This window comes from Chelativorans sp. (assembly GCF_031180965.1).
Lineage (GTDB): Bacteria > Pseudomonadota > Alphaproteobacteria > Rhizobiales > Rhizobiaceae > Chelativorans.
This window is the reverse complement of sequence record NZ_JAPSLH010000021.1, coordinates 1-19,829: the sequence shown is the minus strand read 5'-3', so window position 1 is coordinate 19,829 and position 19,829 is coordinate 1. Positions and strand designations below refer to the sequence as shown.

Below are 19,829 nucleotides of genomic sequence, written 5' to 3'. Positions count from 1 at the left end.
TCATGACGAAGCTAAAACTCGGCCGAATTCCCGATGAGAAGCCGGTGAAGGTGACGATCGAACTACCAGCGGCGCTTCATAGTGATCTCGTAGCCTATGCAGAGGTCCTGGCTCGCGAGACCAGGCAGGACATCAGCGACCCGCTAAAGCTGATCGCGCCAATGCTGGCGCGGTTCATGAATACTGATCGCGGATTTGCCAAGGCGCGGCGGTCGCAGAGTAAGCCGCAGTCGAATTCACTCGAGGTTTAGGCGAGTTATCAGCCCGCCAGACCTAATCCGCTCCGTACAACGGCGCCGCGCCCGCAACTGGTGCTCGCGAGCAGTTGAGCCGTCTGGAGAAAGCGCACGAAGGCTGGATTGTCATTAGCCGATGACCAGACCACGCTGAACGGCACGATATCCGCCCGCGCGGTCAGCGGCCGTAGCACCAGCCCCGGAACCTTGACCGCCGTCCATGCCGCCGAGACCAGGGTAATGCCTTGGCCGAGACTGACGAGGTTCATGAGCGTGTCCTGCAATGCCGCCTTCTCCTCGACATTGGGATAGGTGCTGTAGTCGGCGGATCGACGAACGATGTAATCATGCACCTCGGGACCGGGTTCGCCCCGGCTCACGATGAAGTGCTCGGTCCTGAGATCCGACCAGTCAAGCTTGGGCCTAGCAGCTAGCGGATGGCATTCGGACAGCGCGACATGGACGCGCTCGCGCCATAGCTCTCGTGTTTCGAACCCCTGGACAGGGTCCGAGCCCGTGATGATGGCCGCGTCTAATCTGCCCGCTCTAACTGACGCGAGATGCTCTTGCCGACCTCCATCACGAACGTCAATGGTAACCTGCGGATGCCTCTCCGCGTAGCTTTGAATGAGCTGTCGTAGAAGCCCGCCTGCCAGCGACGTCAGTATCCCGATGCGGACCACGCCTGAGCCTCCCCGCTGCGCTGCGCGCGCCGAGCGCCGAGCGGATTCAAGCTGCTCGAGGGCTGGCAAGGCTTCCGCCAGAAACCGCTGGCCTGCCGGAGTCAACCGCACACCGCTTCGAGCTCGCTCGAACAATGATATGCCTAGATTGTCCTCAAGCTGCTTCAGCGCGCGGCTGACATTCGACTGATCGACCTGGTACATCTCCGCCGTGCGTCTGAAGCTACCTACTTGAGCTGCTAGTTGGAGATAACGAAGTTGCCGAAGGGCGTGCATCATCACCTAGCCTCCCTAGATCGGCGAGGCGAGTGCTGGCGAAGAGAACACTTCGAACCTACCACTTCAAACATGTTCGCGAGCCAGATCCCGAACATCAAAGGTCGACCAATTGGAGCGGGCGCTCTACCCCACAGGGCGCTGCCAGCAGATTAGCTCGCCGTCCTCGGGATCAATGCGCTCTCCGATCACGACGAAGCCATTACGGATAAGAACGGATTGAGATGCCTGGTTAGCGCGCCCCGTCTCTGCGGTAACGATCGCGATCTCAGGCCGGCTGTGCGCCCAGCTTACTACGTGACCAATTGCTCTTGTTGCGATGCCTCTGCGGTGACGCGACGGTGCAATCCCATAGCCGATATCTATCGTTCCCGCCTGCGGTGGCCGGGTAATCGAGCACAATCCGACGACCTCCCCCGCCTCAACAATGAGCCATGAAGCTGGCGAGAAAATCGGGCGAACCGACGTCGCCACGTCAGCGAGCATCTGAAGAACCCCCAGGCTCGCAATCGGCGTGTCAGGCAGTGTGAGATTCCGGGGCGCGTTATGATTCAGAAGTGCGGAGTAATCAGCCTCGCTAGCTTCCAAAATGATGGTTTCCTTAAGAGACGCGGTTTCATCCCGTCGGAAGAGACGCTCTGGTCGGTCCATGGTCATGCTAGATAGCCTTAGCAGTCGCGACGCTTGCGCTAGCCGCTAGCGCTCTGCCGCCTCGCAAATCGCGGAGCCAAAGTTGTCCGCACGCGGCATCGATATCCATTCCTTGCGTATCTCGCACCACGACGGGCACGCCTGCACGTTCCAGTCTCGACTTGAATAGCTGGAGGGTGCGGTCGCTTGTGCGGCCAAAGTCGATCGAATCGACTGGGTTCCACCGCATCAGATTCAGTCGAGCGGGCGTGTCGGCAAACATCGCCACAAGCCTCTGCGCATCTTCAACACTATCGTTTACCCCTGGCAGCAAGAGATAGACGAAGGTCACCGTGCGATTATGTCGTCTCGCCCACGATAGAGCGGCTTGCACCACCTGAGAAAGCTCGTGCTTCTTCGCGCCAGGAATAAGCTTGGCGCGGACCTCCTGTGTCGTGGCGTGCAAAGAAATGGTGAGGTTTATGCCAAGATGTTCTTCCCGAAGATCACGAAGCGCTTTCGGGATGCCGATGCTGGAGATTGTGATCCCAGTGGTTGGAAAATCCATGCCCCGCCGGTCGCGCAATATTCGGATCGCCCTGAGTACGTTGCCGTAGTTGTTCAAGGGTTCACCTATTCCCATGAACACTATACGGTTCACCTTCGGGCCTAACTGGACGACCTGTTCCACAATCTCCGCGGCAGCCAGATTGCGCTTTAGTCCGGCTTGTCCTGAAGCACAGAAGCGGCAAGCAAAAGCGCATCCCACTTGAGAGGAGACGCAGGCTGTATATCCGTCCCGACGACGAATGAGGACACTTTCGACCGCGTACCCGTCTGGCAAACCGAACAAGAATTTCTCCGACATGCTGCCCCGGTCCCGGTTGAGGATCGTGAGGGATCGAAGGGCGAGACTATTGGCCTGCGCCCATCTCTGTAGCTTGCGAGGAAGATCGCGATGGGGAGCGAAGAGATCGCGATAGGCAACCGCGTCACCCTTGGTGGAAGGGAGTGCGTCAAACTCCGAGGCGGTCAAGCCAAGCGCTAGCTTCGCAGCGCCGCTGCGATCGGGCTTAGCCGCCTCCCCTGGAAGGCAAAGTTGTTCAGTAATGGAGGACATACGCTTGCTCTAAAGGAACACCAATCACTTGCTGCCTTGTATATAAACGACGCGACGGTTATATACAAGGCACACGGATTGCCACCGCGGTTCGCTTTGTGAGACCTGGCAGGTGTGACCAGACCGGCCTGGAATAGGCGCTCGCCCCGGCAGAGTGTTCGCGTGCACAGGCAGGAGGAACAATGACAAGCAGCGGTGCGATTGACCTGCTTTTCGGAGGGATGGAGAAGCTAGGTCCGGGCAGTGATGCGGAAACGCTACGCGTGCTGCAGCATCTCCCCGATAATCGGTTTGACCTCGTGGTAGACGCAGGATGCGGAGCGGGGCGGCAAACGATCGTTTTGGCGAGGGAGCTCCGCACTCCAATTCATGCCATCGATTCACATCAGCCGTTTCTTGATGAGCTGGACCGGCTTGCTCAACAAGCGGGTGTCAGGTCGCTCATCCACGCGCACCGCATGGACATTGGCGCTATTCCCGAGCGGTTTTCCGAGATCGATCTTCTATGGTCGGAGGGGGCTGCTTATAATATCGGCTTTGCGAATGCCCTTAAGAACTGGGCCTCAGCGCTTCGGATTGGCGGCATCGCCGTGGTTAGTGAGCTCGCGTGGTTGCAGGACAACCCCTCCCGCGCCGCCTCCGAGTTCTTCCGGTCCTGCTATCCTGATATGCGGGCCGCGCCTGAAAATGTGACTACGGCCCGGGAATTGGGTTATACCGTACTCGACACTCATACACTCCCCCAAGAGGCTTGGATCGATCGATACTACGATGTCCTTGAACCTCGCGCGCGGGCACTCCAGGACCATGAAGATGATGCTGTCCGTCATCTTGCACAGCAAGTTTCGCGCGAGATTGAGGTCTTTAGGACGTCGCAGGGAAGCTATGGCTACGTGTTTTACGTTCTTCAAAGAAACCTGAGCTTCGAAAGCTCGGTATCCAGTTGCGGCTAGCCCGCATCAAGGGAGCCCGAACGGCAGTTGCTTGTTGCTTGGAGTGGAAATCACGAACCGATCGAGATGTTCTTGCGTGACAGTAGAGCCAGAGGCGCCGACGCAGTTTACGTAGGCTTCGCCGCTAATCCGCGAAGGGATGGCCGGGATAGAGAGTTGTCAGAATTTGGCGCGTCCTAACGGCCATGAACGCGGCTAATTCCCCCTCTCTGGCTACCATCCACTGCATAAAGGCGCCCTGAATAACAGCTTGAATCAAGGCGGAGGTCGGCCTCGGATCGTGCGGTTCCGCAGGCAGCCGAAATTCGATCGCCGCCCGCACCAACTCGTTGCGCTCACCGGCTAAGGCTCTCAGCTGCGGGTTTGTGCAATCTCCCCAAAGGAGCAGCAGGTGAACCTCCGATCCGCGGCCGGGACCCATCCCTGCAATTAGGTCCTTGAGCATCTCCCACAGCGGCGCCAAGCCACGTTCCGTCGGTGCCGTCGCGAAGTAGTCACGGACCTCCTGTGTCATCTGCTCCATCACGCGATGGTGGAGATTAGCCTTATCTTTGAAGCGCTGGATCAAGGCGGCACGGGAAATGCCCACCGCATTGGCAACATCTGACAATGTGAACTCTGCAGGCCCTTTATTCAGAAGCACTGTCTGGGCAGCTTGCAATATTTGATCGTCGCTGTGGAGTTTGGGCCTCGGCACGCTGAAATCCATCCTGAAACAGCCGAGAAATAGAACGGCTCTGGGTCAATGTTTGGCCACAGGTGGCCCTTGCACCTGTATAACCGATAAGGCGGTTATATACATCCTTTCACGGTCGCCACGGCGAGCGGCGGAAGACGGACGACGGTCGAGCACTCACGGGAGTGCCTGGCAACTGCCCAACGAGCGGGTAAAAGCTGCCGCGTCTTCCAGCATTCTCCTCCGGAGCGCGTCATCACCATACGCTTGCGGCTTCAATCTAACCCAGCCAGGCATTCGCTTGCCGCGAGAGATCATAGGAATGATTCCTGGTAATAGAAGCGCGCGCCGTGAGTTCTCGTCGCCAACCCTCGCCAGCATCCCGTCATCGCGCGCGGCGCAAAACATTTTGCCATCCAGCAGCCACGCCCAGCCGCCAAACAGCGACTTTTCTGAAAGGCCCGACACTTTTGTCAGGTCCTCTCTGATCAATTGCTCGAGACCGGGATCTCTCGCCATCGCAAACGCTCTGGTCCTTCTTGGTTGGAATTCCTTGCTCCAAGGAAGCTTGGGGCGTTTGGAAGCGGCGTTTCTCTGCTAGTCTTCATCAGCAGATCGTCGGGAGCGCCCCCTAGTCCGTCTGGAAGCTACTTGTTGTGCGGGGGCACCACTAGATAACAGGATCGAAGTGGTTTTCGATCCGAGGTTTACAAACCACCGCCTTGACTGCCTCGACTGCGCGACGCACGTCGCTTTCGTTCGTGCGCCAGTTGCACACGCTGATACGCATTGCCCGTCTACCACGCCACGTTGTTCCCCCAAAGAACGCCTCACCTGTGGCGACGACGCGGGCGATAACCGCGTCGGTGTGGCGGTCGTGATCCAACTCGCTCGCTCCGGCACGGAGGTCGGGAAACCGCACTAGCCCCTGATTGAGTGTAGGCCATGACAGAACTTCAACTCCAGGAACTACGCTCATGCCGTCCACCAGTGCTTTGGCGTGCCGGCACGTGCGATCTATAAGCTCTGCAACGCCGGAGCGGCCGAGTTCACGAAGCGCCGCATAGAGCGCGAAGCCGCGAGCGCGGCGCGACCAATCCGGATTCCAGTCGATCTGGTCACGAGCGTCCTCATCGTGGGTGAGGTAACTCGCGCGGTGGGAAACGGCCCCTCGGTGCCCTTCCGGATCCGCCACAAAAGCGATCCCGCAATCGTAAGGCAAGTTTAGCCACTTGTGACCGTCGGTCGCCCAGGAGTCGGCGAGATGAACATCTTTTACTAAGTGCCTTTTGACTGGTGAGGCGGCCGACCAAAGTCCGAAGGCGCCATCGACGTGCACCCACGATCCGATTTTCTTGGCAAGCGGGATGAGTTCGCCAAAATCATCGAAGGCGCCCGTGTTAATGTCACCTGCCTGCAGCACGACGACCTGTGGTTCGCCCTTACGGCTCTCCAGGTGACTTACGAGCGCGTCAGTCGACAGGCGGTCGTGCTCGTCTGTCGCCAGCACCACAAGGGAACGGCTACCCAATCCCAACAGTCGTATAGCTCGATCGATCGACCCATGCGCCGCTTCGCCGGTGAGCACTGTGATCTGAGGCGCTCCGACCAAGCCCCGTTCTTCAACGTCCCAGCCTTGTTCTTTCAGGAGCGCGTGTCGCGCGGCGGCGAGACAGGTGAAATGAGCCATCTGGCAACCAGTGGTGAGGGCAAAACTCGCTTTTGTGGGTAGGCCGAGTAGCTCTCTGGTCCACGCGCCCGCAACCTCCTCCACCACCGCTGCCGCAGGTCCGCAGGCATACAACGCGGCGTTCTGATCGTAGGCGGAGGCGAGCCAATCGGCAGCCAGAGCAGAGGGTAGCGCGCCACCGATCACCCACCCAAAGAAACGACCTCCGGCAGAACCTAAGATTCCCCCGGAAACATCAGAAACGAGTTCGTCGATTACCTGCTCAGGATCGATCCCTTTTTCTTCGAAGGGCCTCCCGAGCCGCTGGCGCAACGTCATGAGGTCGGCAGTCGCGCAAACCGGGGCTGTATCGAGACCATTCAGGTGTGCGTTAGCGTGCGCGAAAGCGCGGGAAAGGGCTGCAGTGGTACGGTCTATCATCTGGCGTCCTGCTTCTTCGCTGTTCAAGCTGCGCCCTAGCCCCGAATGCCGCCACCCGTTTCCTGACGGGCGGAAAGGGCCGACACTTCTTAACGCCCCCTTTTATAACCGACACGACGGTTTGAAACAAGCTCGTAGATGATATAGAGTATGGTGATGAATCCTATGCCGCGTGTTCTGGAGTAGAACGTGACACTTCGGTCCATTGAACAATATTCCCGGTCCGACTCATGAAGCTGAGCCGGCGCTCCTTCATCGCTTCCGTGGCCGCAGCCGGTCTCCCCACGAAAGTCAGCGCGGCCCTCCCGAGGCCGGTCGCTTTCGTCAACGTGAATGTGGTGCCGATGGACGGGCCACATGTTCTGCGCGGGCAAACCGTGCTGATCCGCGACGGAGTTGTGGCTGCCTTAGGTCGCGGCATCGTACCGCCTGCCGAGGCGCAGTCGATCGACGGACACGGGAGGCTGTGGGTGTCGCCTGGTCTCGCCGACATGCACAACCACTGCGATACCCGCCACGACATGGCGGTCATGCTCGCAAAGGGAATCACCACGACCCTGAACATGGGCGAGGCGCGCAACAGCTACGTCGGGAGATTGCGCCTCGCGATCGAGCGGGGTGACACTCCCGGCCCTCGGGCGTTTGCCGCCCTCGCGGTCGACGGCACATCGGAATACGGCCACCTCATCCTGAAGACCGCTGAGGATGTACGCGCGGCGCTGCGCCTAGCGAGCACCAATCGCTACGACTTCCTCAAGGTTTACAACAATCTCGCGCCCGAAGTCTTTCACACGCTCGCGCGCGAGGCCCCCATAGCCGGCCTTCCCCTCGTTGGCCACGGGGTCGCCAAGGTCGGCCTGGCCCGCCAACTTGCCGCTGGCCAACGCATGGTCGCTCACGCTGAAGAGTTCTTCTACACCTACTTCCCACAGCCGCCGGAGAACGATCCGCTCGCGGCGCCCGAACCCAGTGCAATAGATGGCGCGGTCGAGCTCATTGTACGCCACGGCGCGTTCGTCGTTGCCGATCTGCTCACCTACGCGCGGATCGCTGAGCAATGGGGTCAGCCGGAGGCGGTCCAAAGATTTTTGGAAAGCCCCTCGGCGGGCTATGTCGCTCCCAGCGTACGGGCCGCCTGGCCACTCGCTAACTATGCCAAGCGTCATGGTAGCCTTTCTCGCCGCCTCGAGTTCCTGCACGCTTTCGTGCGGGCAATGAGCGCCGCCGGTGTTCCGCTCCTCTCCGGTACCGATGCCCCAGATATTCCCGGTCTGGCTCCCGGCTTCGCGCTTCACGATCATCTCCGCTATCTCACGCGCGCCGGCCTCACCCCCTTCGATGCCCTCGCCACCGCCACACGTAATGCCGGCGGCTTCATCGCGGCCACCAAGCCGGGCGGCGTACCTTTCGGAACGATCTCGACGGGCGCTCGGGCTGACTTGCTCCTGACCGCGTCCAATCCTCTCGAAGACCTTCGAACGCTGGAAACGCCACTAGGCGTGCTCGCGGGAGGCCGCTGGTACGATGCCGCGTCGCTCGCCCAACTCCTCGCCTCGGTGAAGGGCATTTATGGTCAGGCCTCCGCGCCGGCCCGTCCTCTTGACTCGGCTCGTGCAGCCGGCCGCTCGCACCTAATTGGGACGGTGAATGCACGTGACGTCCACATCGACCCTTGCCTGGGCGATCCGTCAGCAACGCGAGCACTGATTTCGATGCGATCGCCCGCAAGAGGATGAACGATGCACTCGTTTCTTGATGCGAAAACCATGGCGAAGACCCTTCGCCAGACGCTGGCGGAGAAGAATGTCGAAGTATCTCACGGCGAATGCCTGGAGATCGTGGCGCGCCAATTCGGATACGCCAACTGGAATGTGCTCGCCGCCAAGATTGGCAACGCCACGAGCGGCGAAAGCCTGCTACTGCCGGCTGACTGGATCGGACTGGACCAAAGCCAGGGCCGTCATTATCGGATCGGCCTCGATCCTGACGAACCTGGCGTCGCGCTGATCGAGTGCCGCCTGGATCCTGCGAAGGCAGCAGCGCCGGGCGAGGAAGACTTCGCGACGCTCATGCAGAGCATTCGCGCCGAGCCGTACAAGGACGCTCGGATTGCAGTGCGTGCGGACCTGCGGACCGTCGACGCCACGGCCGCTTCGATCTGGATTCGCGTCGATGACGCTTCCGGCGGTGTTCTCATGTTCGACAACATGCTCGATCACGGTGAACGCGGAGCGTTGCACGGCACCACGGATTGGTGCGAACGCCGAATCGTTTCCGACGTTCCGGCATTTGCGGCCTCCATCCATTTCGGCGTCCTGCTGCACGGCTTCGGGAGCGTTCGCGCAAGAGGTTTCGCGTTCGAGGTCGCCGCCGAGGACACGCAACCGACGGCCGAGCCGGGGCACCTCGATCGTCCGTCTAACCTGAATTTCACCGCATCCCGGTGAGCCACACGAGCTCGGGGTCCGCTCTGCCGGACCTCGAGCCAACTTTGCCACGAACCAAAGAAGTAGCCGATGAGACGTGTATTGATCACAGGCATGTCGGCGACAGGAAAGTCGACCGTCATCACGGAACTCCACGCCAGAGGCTTCGACGCCGTCGACCTCGATACACCGGAGTGGTCGCACTGGATCGATTGCGATCCATCGGACACCTTGACGCCGACCAAAGGCAAAGACTGGGTCTGGCGCGAGCACCGGGTGCGCGAGCTTCTGTCGGCGCCTCGCGAGCAACCGCTTTTCGTGAGCGGCTGCGCCGAGAACATGGAGCGCTTGTTCCCCTGGATCGACAGGATCGTCCTCCTCTCCGCCCCGCTTCCAACGATCCTTGACCGGCTCGCTCAGCGTGGACCGGGTGCTTACGGCCGGGACAAGGAGGAGCGAGAAAACGTGGTGGCTCTAATTTCGACGGTCGAACCCTTGCTCAGGGAAGTCGCGGACGTCGAGATCGCGACCACCGGACCCCTGTCAGAGACGGTAGAGGAAATCGCCGCACTCGTACGGGATTAAAGACCGTACGTCGCCCTGTGTTCATGAGTAAGGAGTTGAGAAACATGCGCCTGCGGATCGCTATTCGTTACATCCTGGGTTTGGCTATCGTCCTCTCCCCCGCCGTGGCAACGGCGCAGGAGACGACGCGATTGCTCGTGCCGGCGGAGGGCACAATGCTGGATCTTGCCGTCGAGGGTAAGGCTACACGCCGGCCGGACCTGGTCGTAATCAACACGGGCGTCGTCACCCAAGCCGCGACCGCTGCGGAAGCAATCGCGCAGAATGCGGAGCGCGCGAAGCGACTGGTGGCAGCGCTCAAGTCGAGCGGCCTCGAGGACCGCGATATCCAGTCCGCGAGCATATCGCTCAGTCCACAATATCGCCACGCAGAGAATTCGCCTCCGACCATCATCGGCTACCAGGCATCGAACATGTTGACGGTGAAATTCCGGGATATCGAACGGGCCGGCCTGATTCTCGATTCACTGGTACGTGCGGGGGCCAACCAGATCGACGGCCCCAACTTCATGCTTGCGCAGCCGGACGCCGCACTCGACGAGGCGCGCACCGACGCATTGGCCAAGGCACGCGTTCGCGCCGAGCTTTATGCCCGCGCCCTTGGAATGCGGGTCGAGCGCATCCTCTCCATCAGCGAAGCCGGCCCTGTGCCCGGCCCTATCCCCCTCGTCGCCGGGCGCGCGAACTATATGGCTGATATGGAGGCGGCCCGAACTGGCGTAATACCGGGTGAGCAGGATTTGCTGACGACCGTGACCGTTCGCTTCCTCCTGAAATAGCCCGTTCTTCATTCCTGCCGAGTTGAGGAGAAAGCATTGGAAATACGGTCGGAGCTGCCAGGTGATGTCGACGGTATTCGGGCCGTTACCACCGCCGCCTTCCAATCGGCGGAGCATAGTAGCGGAACCGAGAGCGCCATCATCGACGCTCTGCGCGACGCCGGGGCGTTGAGCATATCCCTCGTCGCGCTTGTGGATGACGAGCTCGTGGGTCATGTCGCCGTCTCGCCAATCACGGTGAATGGGGAAGACCATGGATGGGCCGGGCTTGGGCCCGTGTCGGTACTCCCCGATCGGCAGAAGCAGGGGATTGGCGATGCGCTCATCCGAAAGGGACTGGAGACGCTGAAGGCCGACGGCGCAAGGGGCTGTGTCGTCCTCGGTGATCCTGCCTACTATCGCCGCTTCGGATTCGAACATGACGCCCACCTGCGGCTCGACGGCGTTCCGCCGGAGTTCTTCATGCAGCTCACCTTCGAAGGCGAGACGCCGGCCGGAACGGTTGCATACCATCTCGCATTCGACACGCGTTAGCGTGCGATTCACGGAGCCCACCGCATCGCGATGAGGCAATCGCGCTATCGATTTTCCACGCAGGTTGAGCCTTCTCGCCAATCACTCGTTCAGAGGTTGCCTCTCATCTAAGACACTTACTGTCGGCAGTATGGATGCTCCTTTCCCAAGCCGTCTCCGTGTACTGAGCACAGACAACGCAGTATTGAGCTCCCGTGGAGATGCGTGAAGTGCCGCAAGCATCGCTCGGCGTCGACGTTCCTCTCGCCGATACGATCTCGTGGGATGAGTGAATAGCTGGGTGGCCGGCGCAGTGGCGATCATAACCGACCTCCTGTTTCTGAAGGCTAGCGCAGCCACATGGCGGACTCACACGAGGATCAATCAGCCAGGGTCTAATGCATCTCCATTACCAGCTCAAGAAGCGCGTGAGCTATGCGTTACACCTTCAGCGAAGCTGAACAGTCTGCTTTTCGCCGAAGCGCGCTGGCTTGCTTAGAAGGTGGTGCGGGTGGCCGGGGTCGAACCGGCACTCCTTTCGGAACTGGATTTTGAATCCAGCGCGTCTACCAATTCCACCACACCCGCACATTTGCCGCCGATTCTAGCCGTCGCTCTCTGCACCTATACTGCACCTAGCGCGATTTTTGGCTTCTGGCGGCGTAGACTCCTATCTCTCTAACCCACTCAACCTACTACACTTTCGGCCCGTCGCAAAACTTGTGGATATGGTAGACAAACCTCTTTTTGAGTCGGTCGCGTCTACCAATTCCGCCACAGGGGCCCGCGCCGCGAGGGCGGACAGGCGCGGACTATACGGGGAAGCGCGGCCGCGTCAACTCTCCGCAGGCTGCGCCGTTGCGCCGCCTTCAAGCTGCCGCTAGATAGCCGCTCAGGCGACGCTTCGCAGCGACGCCTCGCTACCACGCGCAAAGGCGGTTCCATGACGCTTACGGCCCCGACGGGCAGGCTCCAGACACTGACGGCCGGCTTCCTCGCCGTCGCCATGGCCGCGGTGGTCGGCACCGCGCTCGGCTTCCAGCATATCGGCGGGTTCATCCCCTGCAAGCTCTGCCTCGAGCAGCGCGTGCCCTACTATGTCGGCGTGCCGGTGATGCTGCTGGCGCTCGCCAGCTCGGCGCTCAAAGCGCCGGCGGTCGTCACGCGCGTCCTGCTGCTGGCCGGCGGCCTGCTCATGCTCTGGGGGCTTTATCTCGGCGTCTACCATTCCGGGGTGGAGTGGGGTTTCTGGCAGGGGCCGACCGACTGCGGCGTGGTGGCGGCGCCGACCGGCTCGGGCAGCCTGCTCGACCAGCTGAACGAGGTGGTCCCGCCCTCCTGCGACAAGGCGGCAGGACGCTTCCTCGGCCTTTCCTTTGCCGGCTGGAACGTGGTGGCGAGCGCTATCCTGGCGGCGGTGGCTTTGCGGGCGGCGCTGAAGCGTTGACGGTCGCGCAAGGCGAGAGCCGGATGATGGGAACCCGGCCGTTCTACGGCTCCAGCTCGACGTCCCAGTAGAGATAGTCCATCCAGCTTTCATGCAAATAATTGGGCGGGAAAAGCCGCCCATTATTGTGCAGATCATGGACCGTCGGCCGGTAGGGTTTCTGCTGCGGCCACATCTTCGCCTGCTCGGGCATGAGGCCGCCCTTCCTCAGATTGCAGGGCGAGCAGGCGGCGACGACATTCTCCCACGAGGTGACGCCGCCGTGCCGGCGCGGGGTGACGTGGTCGAAGGTGAGCTCCTCCCGCGCCCCGCAATACTGGCACTGGAAGCGGTCGCGCAGGAAGACGTTGAACCGCGTGAAGGCGGGAAAGCGCGACGGCTTCACATAGGTCTTCAGGCTGACGACGCTGGGCAGCCGCATGGTGAAGGAGGGCGAGGAGACCGCGTGCTCATATTCCGCGACGATATTGACCCGATCGAGGAAGACGGCCTTGATGGCATCCTGCCACGACCACAGCGACAGGGGATAGTAGTTGAGCGGACGGTAGTCCGCGTTGAGCACCAGCGCGGGCATGCCGTCCGGCGAGAAGGCGATCGTCACGTCCTCTAAGCTCCTGTTGGGCAGATCGATCGGCGCGGATAGTCTAATCTGGCGATGACAGGAATGTGAAGCCGGTATTCTGGGTTCCAATGGAGCGATACGCAGAATTTTCTTGGGTTTTCAGCGGCTCACGCGGCCGGCGCCGCCTCCGCACCGCGGATTTCCCGGTAATAGGACCAGAAAAGCCGCGCTGCGACGGAACGCCACGGGCTCCATGATTCGGCCAGGAGCGCGAGCTGTTTCGCCTCGGGACGGGGCTGGAGGCCGAACGCGCGGGCGACCGCCGTCTGCAGCGCAACATCCCCGGCGGGGAAGATGTCGGCATGGCCGGCGGCGACCAGGAGATAGACTTCGGCCGTCCAGGGGCCGATGCCGGGCACTGCCGTCAGCGACGCGATCGCCTCCCCCGCAGGAAGCGCGCCGAGCAGGGCGAGGTCGAGCTCGCCCGCCTGGAGCATGGCGGAAAGCGCCGTCAGCGTCTTCTGCTTGGCGCGGGAGAGGCCGGCCTCCACCATGATGCGCTCCCCGCCGGCGAGAAAGCCGGCGGGCGTGAGCGGATCCACGAGCCGGCAGAGCCGCCCGAAAATGGCGTCGGCGCTTGCCCGCGAGACCTGCTGCGAGACAATGACCGAGGCAAGGCTGTGGAAGCCTGCCGGACTGCGCCGCAGCGGCACCTGGCCGGCGGCCGCGCGCACGGGGGCCAGCCTGCGGTCGATCAGAACCAGCGCGTCCAGCCCGCGCGCGATGTCGACCTCCGTTTCGATCCGCTGCATGGGCGGTGATCCTTGCGCTTTCCTTTCCCCGAGCCTAGCAATGCGGCCATGGCCGCCACAATCCGTTTCCTGCGAGGCTCATGACAGTTCCTGTCTTCCGCTTCGCGCCGAGCTCAAACGGGGCGCTGCATCTCGGCCACGCCTACTCGGCTCTGCTGAACCATTCGATGGCCCGCGCCGCCGGCGGGCGCTTTCTCCTGCGCATCGAGGATATCGACATCATCCGCTGCACGCCGGAGCGGGAAGCGCAGATCTTCCGCGATCTTGAGTGGCTTGGCCTTGAATGGGAAGAGCCGGTGCGCCGCCAGTCCGACCATTTCGACGATTACGCCCAGGCGCTCGAGCGGCTGGTCGACGCGGACATCGTCTATCCCTCTTTCATGAGCCGCGGCGAGATGCGCGCCTATATCGCCGATGCCGAGGCGCAGGGGACGCCCTGGCCGCGCGATCCCGACGGCGCGCCGCTCTTTCCGCCCGTCGACAAGGAGCGCCCGAACAGCGAGCGCCGGCGGCGCATGGAGAAGGGCGAGCCTTTTGCCTGGCGGCTCGACATGGAGGCGGCGCTCGCCCACGTGGCGGCGCCCTTCTTCTGGGAGGAAACCGGCGGCGGGCCCAAGGGCGAGACGGGCCGCATCGCCGCCCGGCCCGATGCCTGGGGGGACGTGGTGCTCGCGCGCAAGGAAGTGCCGACGAGCTATCATCTGGCCGTGGTGGTGGACGATGCGCTGCAGGGCATCACCCATGTGGTGCGCGGCCGCGACCTGTTCCATGCGACCGCCGTGCACCGCCTGCTGCAGGAGCTGCTGGGGCTGCCGGTACCGCGCTATCATCATCACGCGCTGATCCTGGGCGAGGACGGCAGGAAACTGTCGAAGAGCCGCGGCGACACGGGGATCGACGCGCTGCGCGCGGCCGGCGCCACGCCCGGGGATATTGCCAGGATGGTGGGACTGGACCTGTCCCGCTGAAGCGCAGCTTGCAAAACTTTCGCTTTTCTTGCACGGGCGGGCGATGCACATGCTCGCGCCCGAAACTGAACGCAATTCCCGGATCGCCATGCCCGACCTTGCCAAGGCCGCCCCGGCGCTTTTCGTCGTCCTGTGGTCGACAGGCTTCATCGGCGCGCGCTACGCCATGCCCTGGGCCGAACCTTTCACCTTCCTGTGGGTGCGCTTCGCGTTGAGCGTCGGCCTCCTGCTCCTTCTCATACCGGTCGTGGGAGCGCGCAGCCTGCCCCCGCGCATCGCCTTCCACTCGGGCGTGGCGGGCGTGCTGATGCACGGCATCTATCTGGGCGGCGTGTTCTGGGCCATCCGCAACGGCCTGCCGGCCGGGCTCGCCGGGCTGATCATCGGCCTGCAGCCGCTGCTGACCGCCCTGATGGCCGGCGCCTTTGCCGGCGAAAGGGTGGATTCGCGCGTGTGGACCGGGCTTTTCGTAGGGCTCGCCGGCGTCGCCATCGTGCTTTCGCCCAAGCTTGGCGCCGTCACGGGCGGCGTGACGCTTGCCACCATCGGCGCCGGCCTTGCGGCGGTGATCGCCATGAGCGCCGGCACTGTCTGGCAGAAGCGCTTCGTGGGAAATGCCGATCTCATCAGCGGCACGCTCTACCAGTATCTCGGCGGCTGGCTCGTCGCCTTTCCCGTCTCGCTCCTCTTCGAGCGGCAGCAATTTGTGCTCACCGGCGAACTCGTCTTCGCCATGATATGGCTGGTGCTCGTGCTCTCGCTGGGCGCCGTGTTCCTGCTGATACTGCTCATCCGGAAGGGCGCCGTCGCGCGCGTGGCCTCCCTCTTCTATCTCGTGCCCGCGGTGACGGCGGTGATGGCCTGGGCGCTCTTCGGGGAGACGCTCACGCTGGTGCAGATCGGCGGCATGGCGGTAACCACGCTCGGCGTCGCGCTCGCGACCGTCAGCCGGCCACGGCCCGCCGTGCCTCCCGGTAGCGGATGATGGCGGCGTTGAGCTCGCCGCCGAGGATGAAGATCACCGAGATAATGTAGAGGAAGACGACCGCGATCATGATCGAGGCAAGGCCCGCATAAGTGGTCGTATAGCTGCTGAAGCGTCCGAGATAGGCGGCAAAGAGGCTCGATCCGGCGATCCAGCCAAGCAGGGTGAAGGCGATGCCGGGCAGCACGTCGACAAGCGTGCGCCGCCCCGCCGGCAGCGAGATATGTACGACTACGAGCGCGAAAACCAGCACCACGACGGCGATGATATACCGCCACAGCGTGATTGTGCCCATATAGGGCTCCAGCCATTCCATACGCGAAAGGGCGATGTTGGCGGCCACCGGTGCGATGACCAGGAGCACGCTGATGGCCATGAAGCCGAGCGTCGCGATGAGCACGAAACCCAGGCTCTGCAGGCGCAGGAAGAAGAAGGAGCGGTTCTCCTCGACGCGATAGGCGCGGTTGAGGGACAGCCTCAGAGCTTCGACCCCGTTCGATGCAAAGAAGGCGGCGAGCACCACACCGAAGGTGAGCACATCGCCGCGCCGCACCCCGAGGACGCTCGCCACTTCCTTGGCGATCGGCTCCGCCACCTCTTTCGGCCATGTATCGAAGACGAGGTGCACCGCCGTCTCGGAGAAGGCGTCGGCGCCGAGGAAGCTGGCCAGCGCCGCCGCGAAAATGAGGAAGGGGAAGAGTGCCATGATGGCGCTGACCGCAAGATGGCTCGCCATGGCCCAGCCGTCATCGGCGTTGAAATGGCCGAAAGCGTCCCTGACGATCCTCCGCAGCGCCACAAACCTTCGCACGCAGACCTCTTCGATTGTGTTGGGTAGCCCGAATATGTGAAACCGCTTCGTGGATCGACAAGAAGCCATAGCGAATCGGTTCCGCATGGGAAAGAACGGCACCATCCTTATCACCGGCGCATCGTCCGGCATCGGCGCATACTGTGCCCGGGCGTTGCAGCGCGATGGCTGGCGCGTTTTCGCCACTGCGCGCAGGGCGGAAGACCTCGCCGCGCTCGAACAGGACGGGATCGCGGCCTTTTATCTCGACTATCGCGAACCGGACTCCATCGCCGCGCTGGTGGACGATGTCATGGCCCGGACCGGCGGCAGGCTAGACGCGCTGTTCAACAACGGCGCCTATGCCCAGGCCGGCGCCGTCGAGGACCTTCCGGTAGCAGCGCTGCGCGAGCAGTTCGAGGCGAATTTCTTCGGCTGGCACGATCTGACGCGCCGCATCGTGCCCATCATGCGCAGGCAGGGTCATGGCCGCATCGTCTGCTGCTCGTCGATCCTCGGCCTGCTGCCGATAAGATACCGCGGGGCGTATGCCGCCTCCAAACACGCGGTCGAAGGGCTGATGCTCTGCATGCGCGCGGAGCTTTCAGGCTCCGGCATCCAAGTTTCGCTGATCGAGCCGGGGCCGATCGCCTCGAAAATCGCTTCGAACGGGCTTCCCTGGTTTGAGCGCAATATCGACGTGGAGAACTCGCCCCACCGGCAGGCCTATCGGGGCCAGCTGGAGCGGCTCAGGGCCGGCGGCACCAAGTCGCGCCTGAAACTCGGGCCGGATGCGGTATATAAGGTTCTGCGCCACGCGCTCCTTCACCCGCGCCCGCGGCCGCACTATGTCGTGACCCTGCCGGCCAAGATCGGAGTCTTCCTGAAACGCGTCCTGCCCGCGCAGCTCTTCTACCGGCTCATTGCCAACCGGGAATGATCCGTCCTTTCAAGGAAAGCGGAACCGATGACTTCGACCATCTTCAACATCCTTGCCGTGATCGTCATGGTGGCGGTCGTCTTCGTGCTCGTGCGCGGACTGATCAACATGATGCGGGGCGGCTCCGGCAACACGTCGAACAAGCTGATGCAGGCGCGCGTGGCGCTGCAGTTCGTGGCCGTGGTGCTGATCGTTCTGGCGATGTGGTATAGCCAGGCGGGCAACTGATCCTCGGGGAAGGCCACGCCCATGGTGAAGCTCAACAAGATCTACACGCGGACGGGCGACGACGGCACGACGGGGCTGGCGAGCGGCGAGCGGCGGCTGAAATGCGACCTGCGCGTGGCCGCCTATGGAACAGTGGACGAGGCGAGCGCCTGCATCGGCATGGCGCGTGTGCACACCGCCGGGAGCGATCCCACGATGGATGCGATGCTGCTGCGAATCCAGAACGACCTGTTCGATCTCGGCGCCGATCTCGCGACGCCGGCCGGCAGCGAGAAGCGCGGCGAGGCGCTGCGCATCGCCGCCTCGCAGGTCGAGCGGCTCGAGCGGGAGATCGATGCGCTCAACGCGCATCTTGCGCCGCTACGCTCCTTCGTCCTGCCGGGCGGCTCGCCGGCTTCGGCCGCGCTGCACCTTGCCCGAACGGTCACGCGCCGCGCGGAGCGGCTGATGGTGGAGTTGCGGCAGATGCCGGACGAGGCGGTGGGCGACGAGGCCATCCGCTACATCAACCGTCTCTCGGATTTCCTGTTCGTCGCCGCCAGGGCCGTCAATGACAATGGCGCGCGCGACGTGCTATGGGTGCCGGGGCAGAACCGCTGACCGGGGTGGCGGCGGAGGGGGCGCAGGGCCATGTTCATACCGCTTCATGACGCGAACCACCTGCGCCATATCAAGCGTCAATATGTGACGCTCACGCTGATCGGTCTGAACATCCTGGTCTGGGCCATGACCTCGCTCGGCGGGTTGGAGTTTGCGCAGGCCACCGTCATCGGCCTCGGCTATATCCCGTCGGTGGTGAACGATATCGCGATCCTGCCGCCGGAGCTGGAGCTGGTGCCGGCGCCGCTTACCTTCGTCACCTACTCCTTCCTGCACGGCGACATCCTGCATCTGGGCGGCAACATGCTGTTCCTCTGGGTCTTCGGCGACAATGTCGAGGATGCGCTGGGACATCTGCGCTATCTCATGTTCTATCTCGCCTGCGCCGCCGCGGCCGCCTTCTTCCACGGCATGATGGTGCCCGATTCCCAGGCGCCGCTGATCGGGGCGTCCGGCTCCGTCGCGGGCGTCATCGGCGCCTATCTGATGCTGCATCCGCGCGTGAAGCTGTGGGTGCTGGCCTTCGCCCGCATTCCGCTTCGCCTGCCCGCCTATATAGTGCTCCTCCTGTGGATCGGGTCGCAGTTCGTGATGTTCCTGATCGATCCCGGCAACCAGATCTCCTTCGCCGCCCATATAGGCGGCTTCGTCACAGGCGCGGTGCTCGTGATCCTCCTGCGCCGGCGCGGCGTGCCGCTGTTCGATCGCCGCATCGTGACGCCGCAGGCGGTGGAGCTGGAATAAAATCGATCCAAACCGCAGCTGCAGGAATGCCCGGGCGGCAGGCCGTATTGACGTGCGCGTCAGGCCTAATTACGGTCCGCGCGGCTTGCGGGCGACGGTTGGCACCATGGCGCCGCCTGTCTCGTTTTCCCCGAAAACGGCGGAAATAGGCAATCGGTTCGGGTTGCAGGGGAGTATTCCCGCGGCCAGAGCTTGAGCAAGAGGTGAAAGCGCATGAAGGTTCTTGTACCGGTCAAGCGGGTGATCGACGCGAATGTGAAGCCGCGCGTCAAGGCGGATGGCTCCGGCGTCGAGCTCGCCAATGTGAAGATGGCGATGAACCCGTTCGACGAGATCGCGGTGGAAGAGGCGATCCGCCTGAAGGAGGCCGGCAAGGTGGAGGAGATCGTGGCCGTCTCCATCGGCCCGGCCCAGGCGCAGGAGACGCTGAGGACCGCGCTCGCCATGGGTGCGGACCGCGCGATCCTGGTCAAGACCGACGGGCTGGTCGAGCCGCTCGACGTGGCGAAGATCCTGAAGGGGGTGGCGGAAGCCGAGGACCCCGGCCTGATTATCCTGGGCAAGCAGGCGATCGACGACGACGCCAACCAGACCGGCCAGATGCTGGCCGCCCTACTCGGCTGGGCGCAGGGCACCTTCGCCTCGAAGCTGGAGCTCGGCGACGGCAAGGCGAGGGTGACGCGCGAGGTGGATGGCGGCCTGCAGGTGGTGGAGCTGAAGCTGCCGGCGATCGTGACCACCGACCTGCGGCTGAACCAGCCGCGCT

Annotated in this window: 24 protein-coding genes and 1 tRNA gene; 15 read left to right on the top strand and 10 right to left on the bottom strand. The window is 62.8% G+C overall.

Going from position 1 to position 19,829, the window contains the following annotated elements; translation table 11 throughout:
- The first annotated feature begins 2 nt into the window (after positions 1-2).
- Positions 3-251 carry a DUF2274 domain-containing protein gene (locus RIN79_RS15315; RefSeq protein WP_309085541.1) on the top strand — a complete coding sequence of 83 codons (249 nt, stop codon included), beginning with the start codon at positions 3-5 and terminating at the stop codon, positions 249-251.
- An 8-nt stretch (positions 252-259) separates the two neighbouring features.
- Here RIN79_RS15315 and RIN79_RS15310 read toward each other — a convergent pair whose 3' ends face one another.
- The 3 genes from RIN79_RS15310 to rlmN form a co-directional block, all read right to left on the bottom strand.
- A complete protein-coding gene (locus tag RIN79_RS15310; RefSeq protein WP_309085597.1) occupies positions 260-1,195 on the bottom strand; it encodes a LysR family transcriptional regulator in 936 nt (311 codons plus the stop codon).
- 126 nt (positions 1,196-1,321) lie between these two features.
- A complete protein-coding gene (locus RIN79_RS15305) occupies positions 1,322-1,852 on the bottom strand; it encodes a GNAT family N-acetyltransferase (RefSeq protein WP_309085540.1) in 531 nt (176 codons plus the stop codon).
- A 1-nt stretch (position 1,853) separates the two neighbouring features.
- Positions 1,854-2,693, bottom strand: coding sequence for a 23S rRNA (adenine(2503)-C(2))-methyltransferase RlmN (rlmN, locus tag RIN79_RS15300; protein WP_309085539.1), 840 nt, complete (start codon positions 2,691-2,693; stop codon positions 1,854-1,856).
- A gap of 434 nt (positions 2,694-3,127) precedes the next feature.
- On the opposite strand from rlmN, the gene RIN79_RS15295 reads away from it, so the two are divergent.
- Positions 3,128-3,898: a class I SAM-dependent methyltransferase gene (locus RIN79_RS15295; RefSeq protein WP_309085538.1), complete on the top strand. Its 771-nt coding sequence runs from the start codon at positions 3,128-3,130 to the stop codon at positions 3,896-3,898.
- Between the two features lie 124 nt (positions 3,899-4,022).
- On the opposite strand, the gene RIN79_RS15290 is transcribed toward RIN79_RS15295, so the two are convergent.
- From RIN79_RS15290 to RIN79_RS15280, 3 genes are all read right to left on the bottom strand, one after another.
- A complete protein-coding gene (locus RIN79_RS15290) occupies positions 4,023-4,607 on the bottom strand; it encodes a TetR/AcrR family transcriptional regulator (protein ID WP_309085537.1) in 585 nt (194 codons plus the stop codon).
- 144 nt (positions 4,608-4,751) lie between these two features.
- Complete coding sequence (locus tag RIN79_RS15285) at positions 4,752-5,093, bottom strand: TfoX/Sxy family protein (RefSeq protein ID WP_309085536.1); 342 nt, start codon at positions 5,091-5,093, stop codon at positions 4,752-4,754.
- Positions 5,094-5,244: 151 nt separating this feature from the next.
- Complete coding sequence (locus RIN79_RS15280) at positions 5,245-6,684, bottom strand: pyridoxal-dependent decarboxylase (protein WP_309085535.1); 1,440 nt, start codon at positions 6,682-6,684, stop codon at positions 5,245-5,247.
- Between the two features lie 230 nt (positions 6,685-6,914).
- Here RIN79_RS15280 and RIN79_RS15275 point away from each other — a divergent pair, with 230 nt between their 5' ends.
- From RIN79_RS15275 to RIN79_RS15255, 5 genes are all read left to right on the top strand, one after another.
- On the top strand, positions 6,915-8,420 hold the full coding sequence (locus RIN79_RS15275) for an amidohydrolase family protein (protein ID WP_309085534.1): 1,506 nt from the start codon (positions 6,915-6,917) through the stop codon (positions 8,418-8,420).
- Between the two features lie 3 nt (positions 8,421-8,423).
- The gene (locus RIN79_RS15270) at positions 8,424-9,131 is read left to right on the top strand and encodes a glyoxalase superfamily protein (RefSeq protein ID WP_309085533.1); all 708 of its coding nucleotides are present in this window, start codon (positions 8,424-8,426) and stop codon (positions 9,129-9,131) included.
- Between the two features lie 69 nt (positions 9,132-9,200).
- Positions 9,201-9,695, top strand: coding sequence for an AAA family ATPase (locus RIN79_RS15265; protein WP_309085532.1), 495 nt, complete (start codon positions 9,201-9,203; stop codon positions 9,693-9,695).
- A gap of 44 nt (positions 9,696-9,739) precedes the next feature.
- Positions 9,740-10,474, top strand: coding sequence for an SIMPL domain-containing protein (locus RIN79_RS15260; RefSeq protein WP_309085531.1), 735 nt, complete (start codon positions 9,740-9,742; stop codon positions 10,472-10,474).
- Positions 10,475-10,510: 36 nt separating this feature from the next.
- On the top strand, positions 10,511-11,008 hold the full coding sequence (locus RIN79_RS15255; RefSeq protein WP_309085530.1) for an N-acetyltransferase: 498 nt from the start codon (positions 10,511-10,513) through the stop codon (positions 11,006-11,008).
- 482 nt (positions 11,009-11,490) lie between these two features.
- On the opposite strand, the gene RIN79_RS15250 is transcribed toward RIN79_RS15255, so the two are convergent.
- A tRNA-Leu gene (locus RIN79_RS15250) sits at positions 11,491-11,575 on the bottom strand.
- A gap of 355 nt (positions 11,576-11,930) precedes the next feature.
- On the opposite strand from RIN79_RS15250, the gene RIN79_RS15245 reads away from it, so the two are divergent.
- The gene (locus RIN79_RS15245) at positions 11,931-12,434 is read left to right on the top strand and encodes a disulfide bond formation protein B (protein ID WP_309085529.1); all 504 of its coding nucleotides are present in this window, start codon (positions 11,931-11,933) and stop codon (positions 12,432-12,434) included.
- Positions 12,435-12,477: 43 nt separating this feature from the next.
- Here the strand turns inward: RIN79_RS15245 and RIN79_RS15240 are convergent, their stop codons facing one another.
- Together RIN79_RS15240 and RIN79_RS15235 are read right to left on the bottom strand one after the other, a co-directional pair.
- The gene (locus RIN79_RS15240) at positions 12,478-13,035 is read right to left on the bottom strand and encodes an HNH endonuclease (RefSeq protein WP_309085528.1); all 558 of its coding nucleotides are present in this window, start codon (positions 13,033-13,035) and stop codon (positions 12,478-12,480) included.
- A 128-nt stretch (positions 13,036-13,163) separates the two neighbouring features.
- Positions 13,164-13,808, bottom strand: a complete 645-nt coding sequence (locus RIN79_RS15235) for a DNA-3-methyladenine glycosylase (protein WP_309085527.1) — start codon at positions 13,806-13,808, stop codon at positions 13,164-13,166.
- 80 nt (positions 13,809-13,888) lie between these two features.
- Between RIN79_RS15235 and gluQRS the strand changes: the two genes are divergently transcribed.
- Both gluQRS and RIN79_RS15225 read left to right on the top strand, forming a co-directional pair.
- Positions 13,889-14,776 (top strand): tRNA glutamyl-Q(34) synthetase GluQRS, encoded by an 888-nt coding sequence (gene gluQRS, locus RIN79_RS15230; RefSeq protein ID WP_309085526.1) that lies wholly within the window; start codon positions 13,889-13,891, stop codon positions 14,774-14,776.
- Positions 14,777-14,864: 88 nt separating this feature from the next.
- On the top strand, positions 14,865-15,761 hold the full coding sequence (locus RIN79_RS15225; protein ID WP_309085596.1) for a DMT family transporter: 897 nt from the start codon (positions 14,865-14,867) through the stop codon (positions 15,759-15,761).
- On the opposite strand, the gene RIN79_RS15220 is transcribed toward RIN79_RS15225, so the two are convergent.
- Positions 15,721-16,572 carry a YihY/virulence factor BrkB family protein gene (locus RIN79_RS15220; protein ID WP_309085525.1) on the bottom strand — a complete coding sequence of 284 codons (852 nt, stop codon included), beginning with the start codon at positions 16,570-16,572 and terminating at the stop codon, positions 15,721-15,723. The two genes, RIN79_RS15225 and RIN79_RS15220, sit on opposite strands and share 41 nt — an antisense overlap.
- 85 nt (positions 16,573-16,657) lie before the next feature.
- Here RIN79_RS15220 and RIN79_RS15215 point away from each other — a divergent pair, with 85 nt between their 5' ends.
- The 5 genes from RIN79_RS15215 to RIN79_RS15195 form a co-directional block, all read left to right on the top strand.
- A complete protein-coding gene (locus RIN79_RS15215; RefSeq protein WP_309085524.1) occupies positions 16,658-17,491 on the top strand; it encodes an SDR family oxidoreductase in 834 nt (277 codons plus the stop codon).
- A 27-nt stretch (positions 17,492-17,518) separates the two neighbouring features.
- Positions 17,519-17,719 (top strand): twin transmembrane helix small protein, encoded by a 201-nt coding sequence (locus RIN79_RS15210; protein WP_309085522.1) that lies wholly within the window; start codon positions 17,519-17,521, stop codon positions 17,717-17,719.
- Between the two features lie 21 nt (positions 17,720-17,740).
- Positions 17,741-18,319, top strand: a complete 579-nt coding sequence (locus RIN79_RS15205) for a cob(I)yrinic acid a,c-diamide adenosyltransferase (RefSeq protein ID WP_309085521.1) — start codon at positions 17,741-17,743, stop codon at positions 18,317-18,319.
- 30 nt (positions 18,320-18,349) lie between these two features.
- Complete coding sequence (locus RIN79_RS15200; RefSeq protein ID WP_309085520.1) at positions 18,350-19,063, top strand: rhomboid family intramembrane serine protease; 714 nt, start codon at positions 18,350-18,352, stop codon at positions 19,061-19,063.
- A 213-nt stretch (positions 19,064-19,276) separates the two neighbouring features.
- Positions 19,277-19,829, top strand: a 553-nt coding sequence (locus RIN79_RS15195) for an electron transfer flavoprotein subunit beta/FixA family protein (protein WP_309085519.1), incomplete at its 3' end; no start/stop codon positions are given.

Bases quoted from the DNA above. Each gene is read 5' to 3' on its own strand.
- RIN79_RS15315 (WP_309085541.1), top strand. From the start codon at position 3: ATGACGAAGCTAAAACTCGGCCGAATTCCCGATGAGAAGCCGGTGAAG.
- RIN79_RS15310 (WP_309085597.1), bottom strand. From the start codon at position 1,195: ATGCACGCCCTTCGGCAACTTCGTTATCTCCAACTAGCAGCTCAAGTA.
- RIN79_RS15305 (WP_309085540.1), bottom strand. From the start codon at position 1,852: ATGACCATGGACCGACCAGAGCGTCTCTTCCGACGGGATGAAACCGCG.
- rlmN (WP_309085539.1), bottom strand. From the start codon at position 2,693: ATGTCGGAGAAATTCTTGTTCGGTTTGCCAGACGGGTACGCGGTCGAA.
- RIN79_RS15295 (WP_309085538.1), top strand. From the start codon at position 3,128: ATGACAAGCAGCGGTGCGATTGACCTGCTTTTCGGAGGGATGGAGAAG.
- RIN79_RS15290 (WP_309085537.1), bottom strand. From the start codon at position 4,607: ATGGATTTCAGCGTGCCGAGGCCCAAACTCCACAGCGACGATCAAATA.
- RIN79_RS15285 (WP_309085536.1), bottom strand. From the start codon at position 5,093: ATGGCGAGAGATCCCGGTCTCGAGCAATTGATCAGAGAGGACCTGACA.
- RIN79_RS15280 (WP_309085535.1), bottom strand. From the start codon at position 6,684: ATGATAGACCGTACCACTGCAGCCCTTTCCCGCGCTTTCGCGCACGCT.
- RIN79_RS15275 (WP_309085534.1), top strand. From the start codon at position 6,915: ATGAAGCTGAGCCGGCGCTCCTTCATCGCTTCCGTGGCCGCAGCCGGT.
- RIN79_RS15270 (WP_309085533.1), top strand. From the start codon at position 8,424: ATGCACTCGTTTCTTGATGCGAAAACCATGGCGAAGACCCTTCGCCAG.
- RIN79_RS15265 (WP_309085532.1), top strand. From the start codon at position 9,201: ATGAGACGTGTATTGATCACAGGCATGTCGGCGACAGGAAAGTCGACC.
- RIN79_RS15260 (WP_309085531.1), top strand. From the start codon at position 9,740: ATGCGCCTGCGGATCGCTATTCGTTACATCCTGGGTTTGGCTATCGTC.
- RIN79_RS15245 (WP_309085529.1), top strand. From the start codon at position 11,931: ATGACGCTTACGGCCCCGACGGGCAGGCTCCAGACACTGACGGCCGGC.
- RIN79_RS15235 (WP_309085527.1), bottom strand. From the start codon at position 13,808: ATGCAGCGGATCGAAACGGAGGTCGACATCGCGCGCGGGCTGGACGCG.
- gluQRS (WP_309085526.1), top strand. From the start codon at position 13,889: ATGACAGTTCCTGTCTTCCGCTTCGCGCCGAGCTCAAACGGGGCGCTG.
- RIN79_RS15225 (WP_309085596.1), top strand. From the start codon at position 14,865: ATGCCCGACCTTGCCAAGGCCGCCCCGGCGCTTTTCGTCGTCCTGTGG.
- RIN79_RS15215 (WP_309085524.1), top strand. From the start codon at position 16,658: ATGGGAAAGAACGGCACCATCCTTATCACCGGCGCATCGTCCGGCATC.
- RIN79_RS15210 (WP_309085522.1), top strand. From the start codon at position 17,519: ATGACTTCGACCATCTTCAACATCCTTGCCGTGATCGTCATGGTGGCG.
- RIN79_RS15205 (WP_309085521.1), top strand. From the start codon at position 17,741: ATGGTGAAGCTCAACAAGATCTACACGCGGACGGGCGACGACGGCACG.
- RIN79_RS15200 (WP_309085520.1), top strand. From the start codon at position 18,350: ATGTTCATACCGCTTCATGACGCGAACCACCTGCGCCATATCAAGCGT.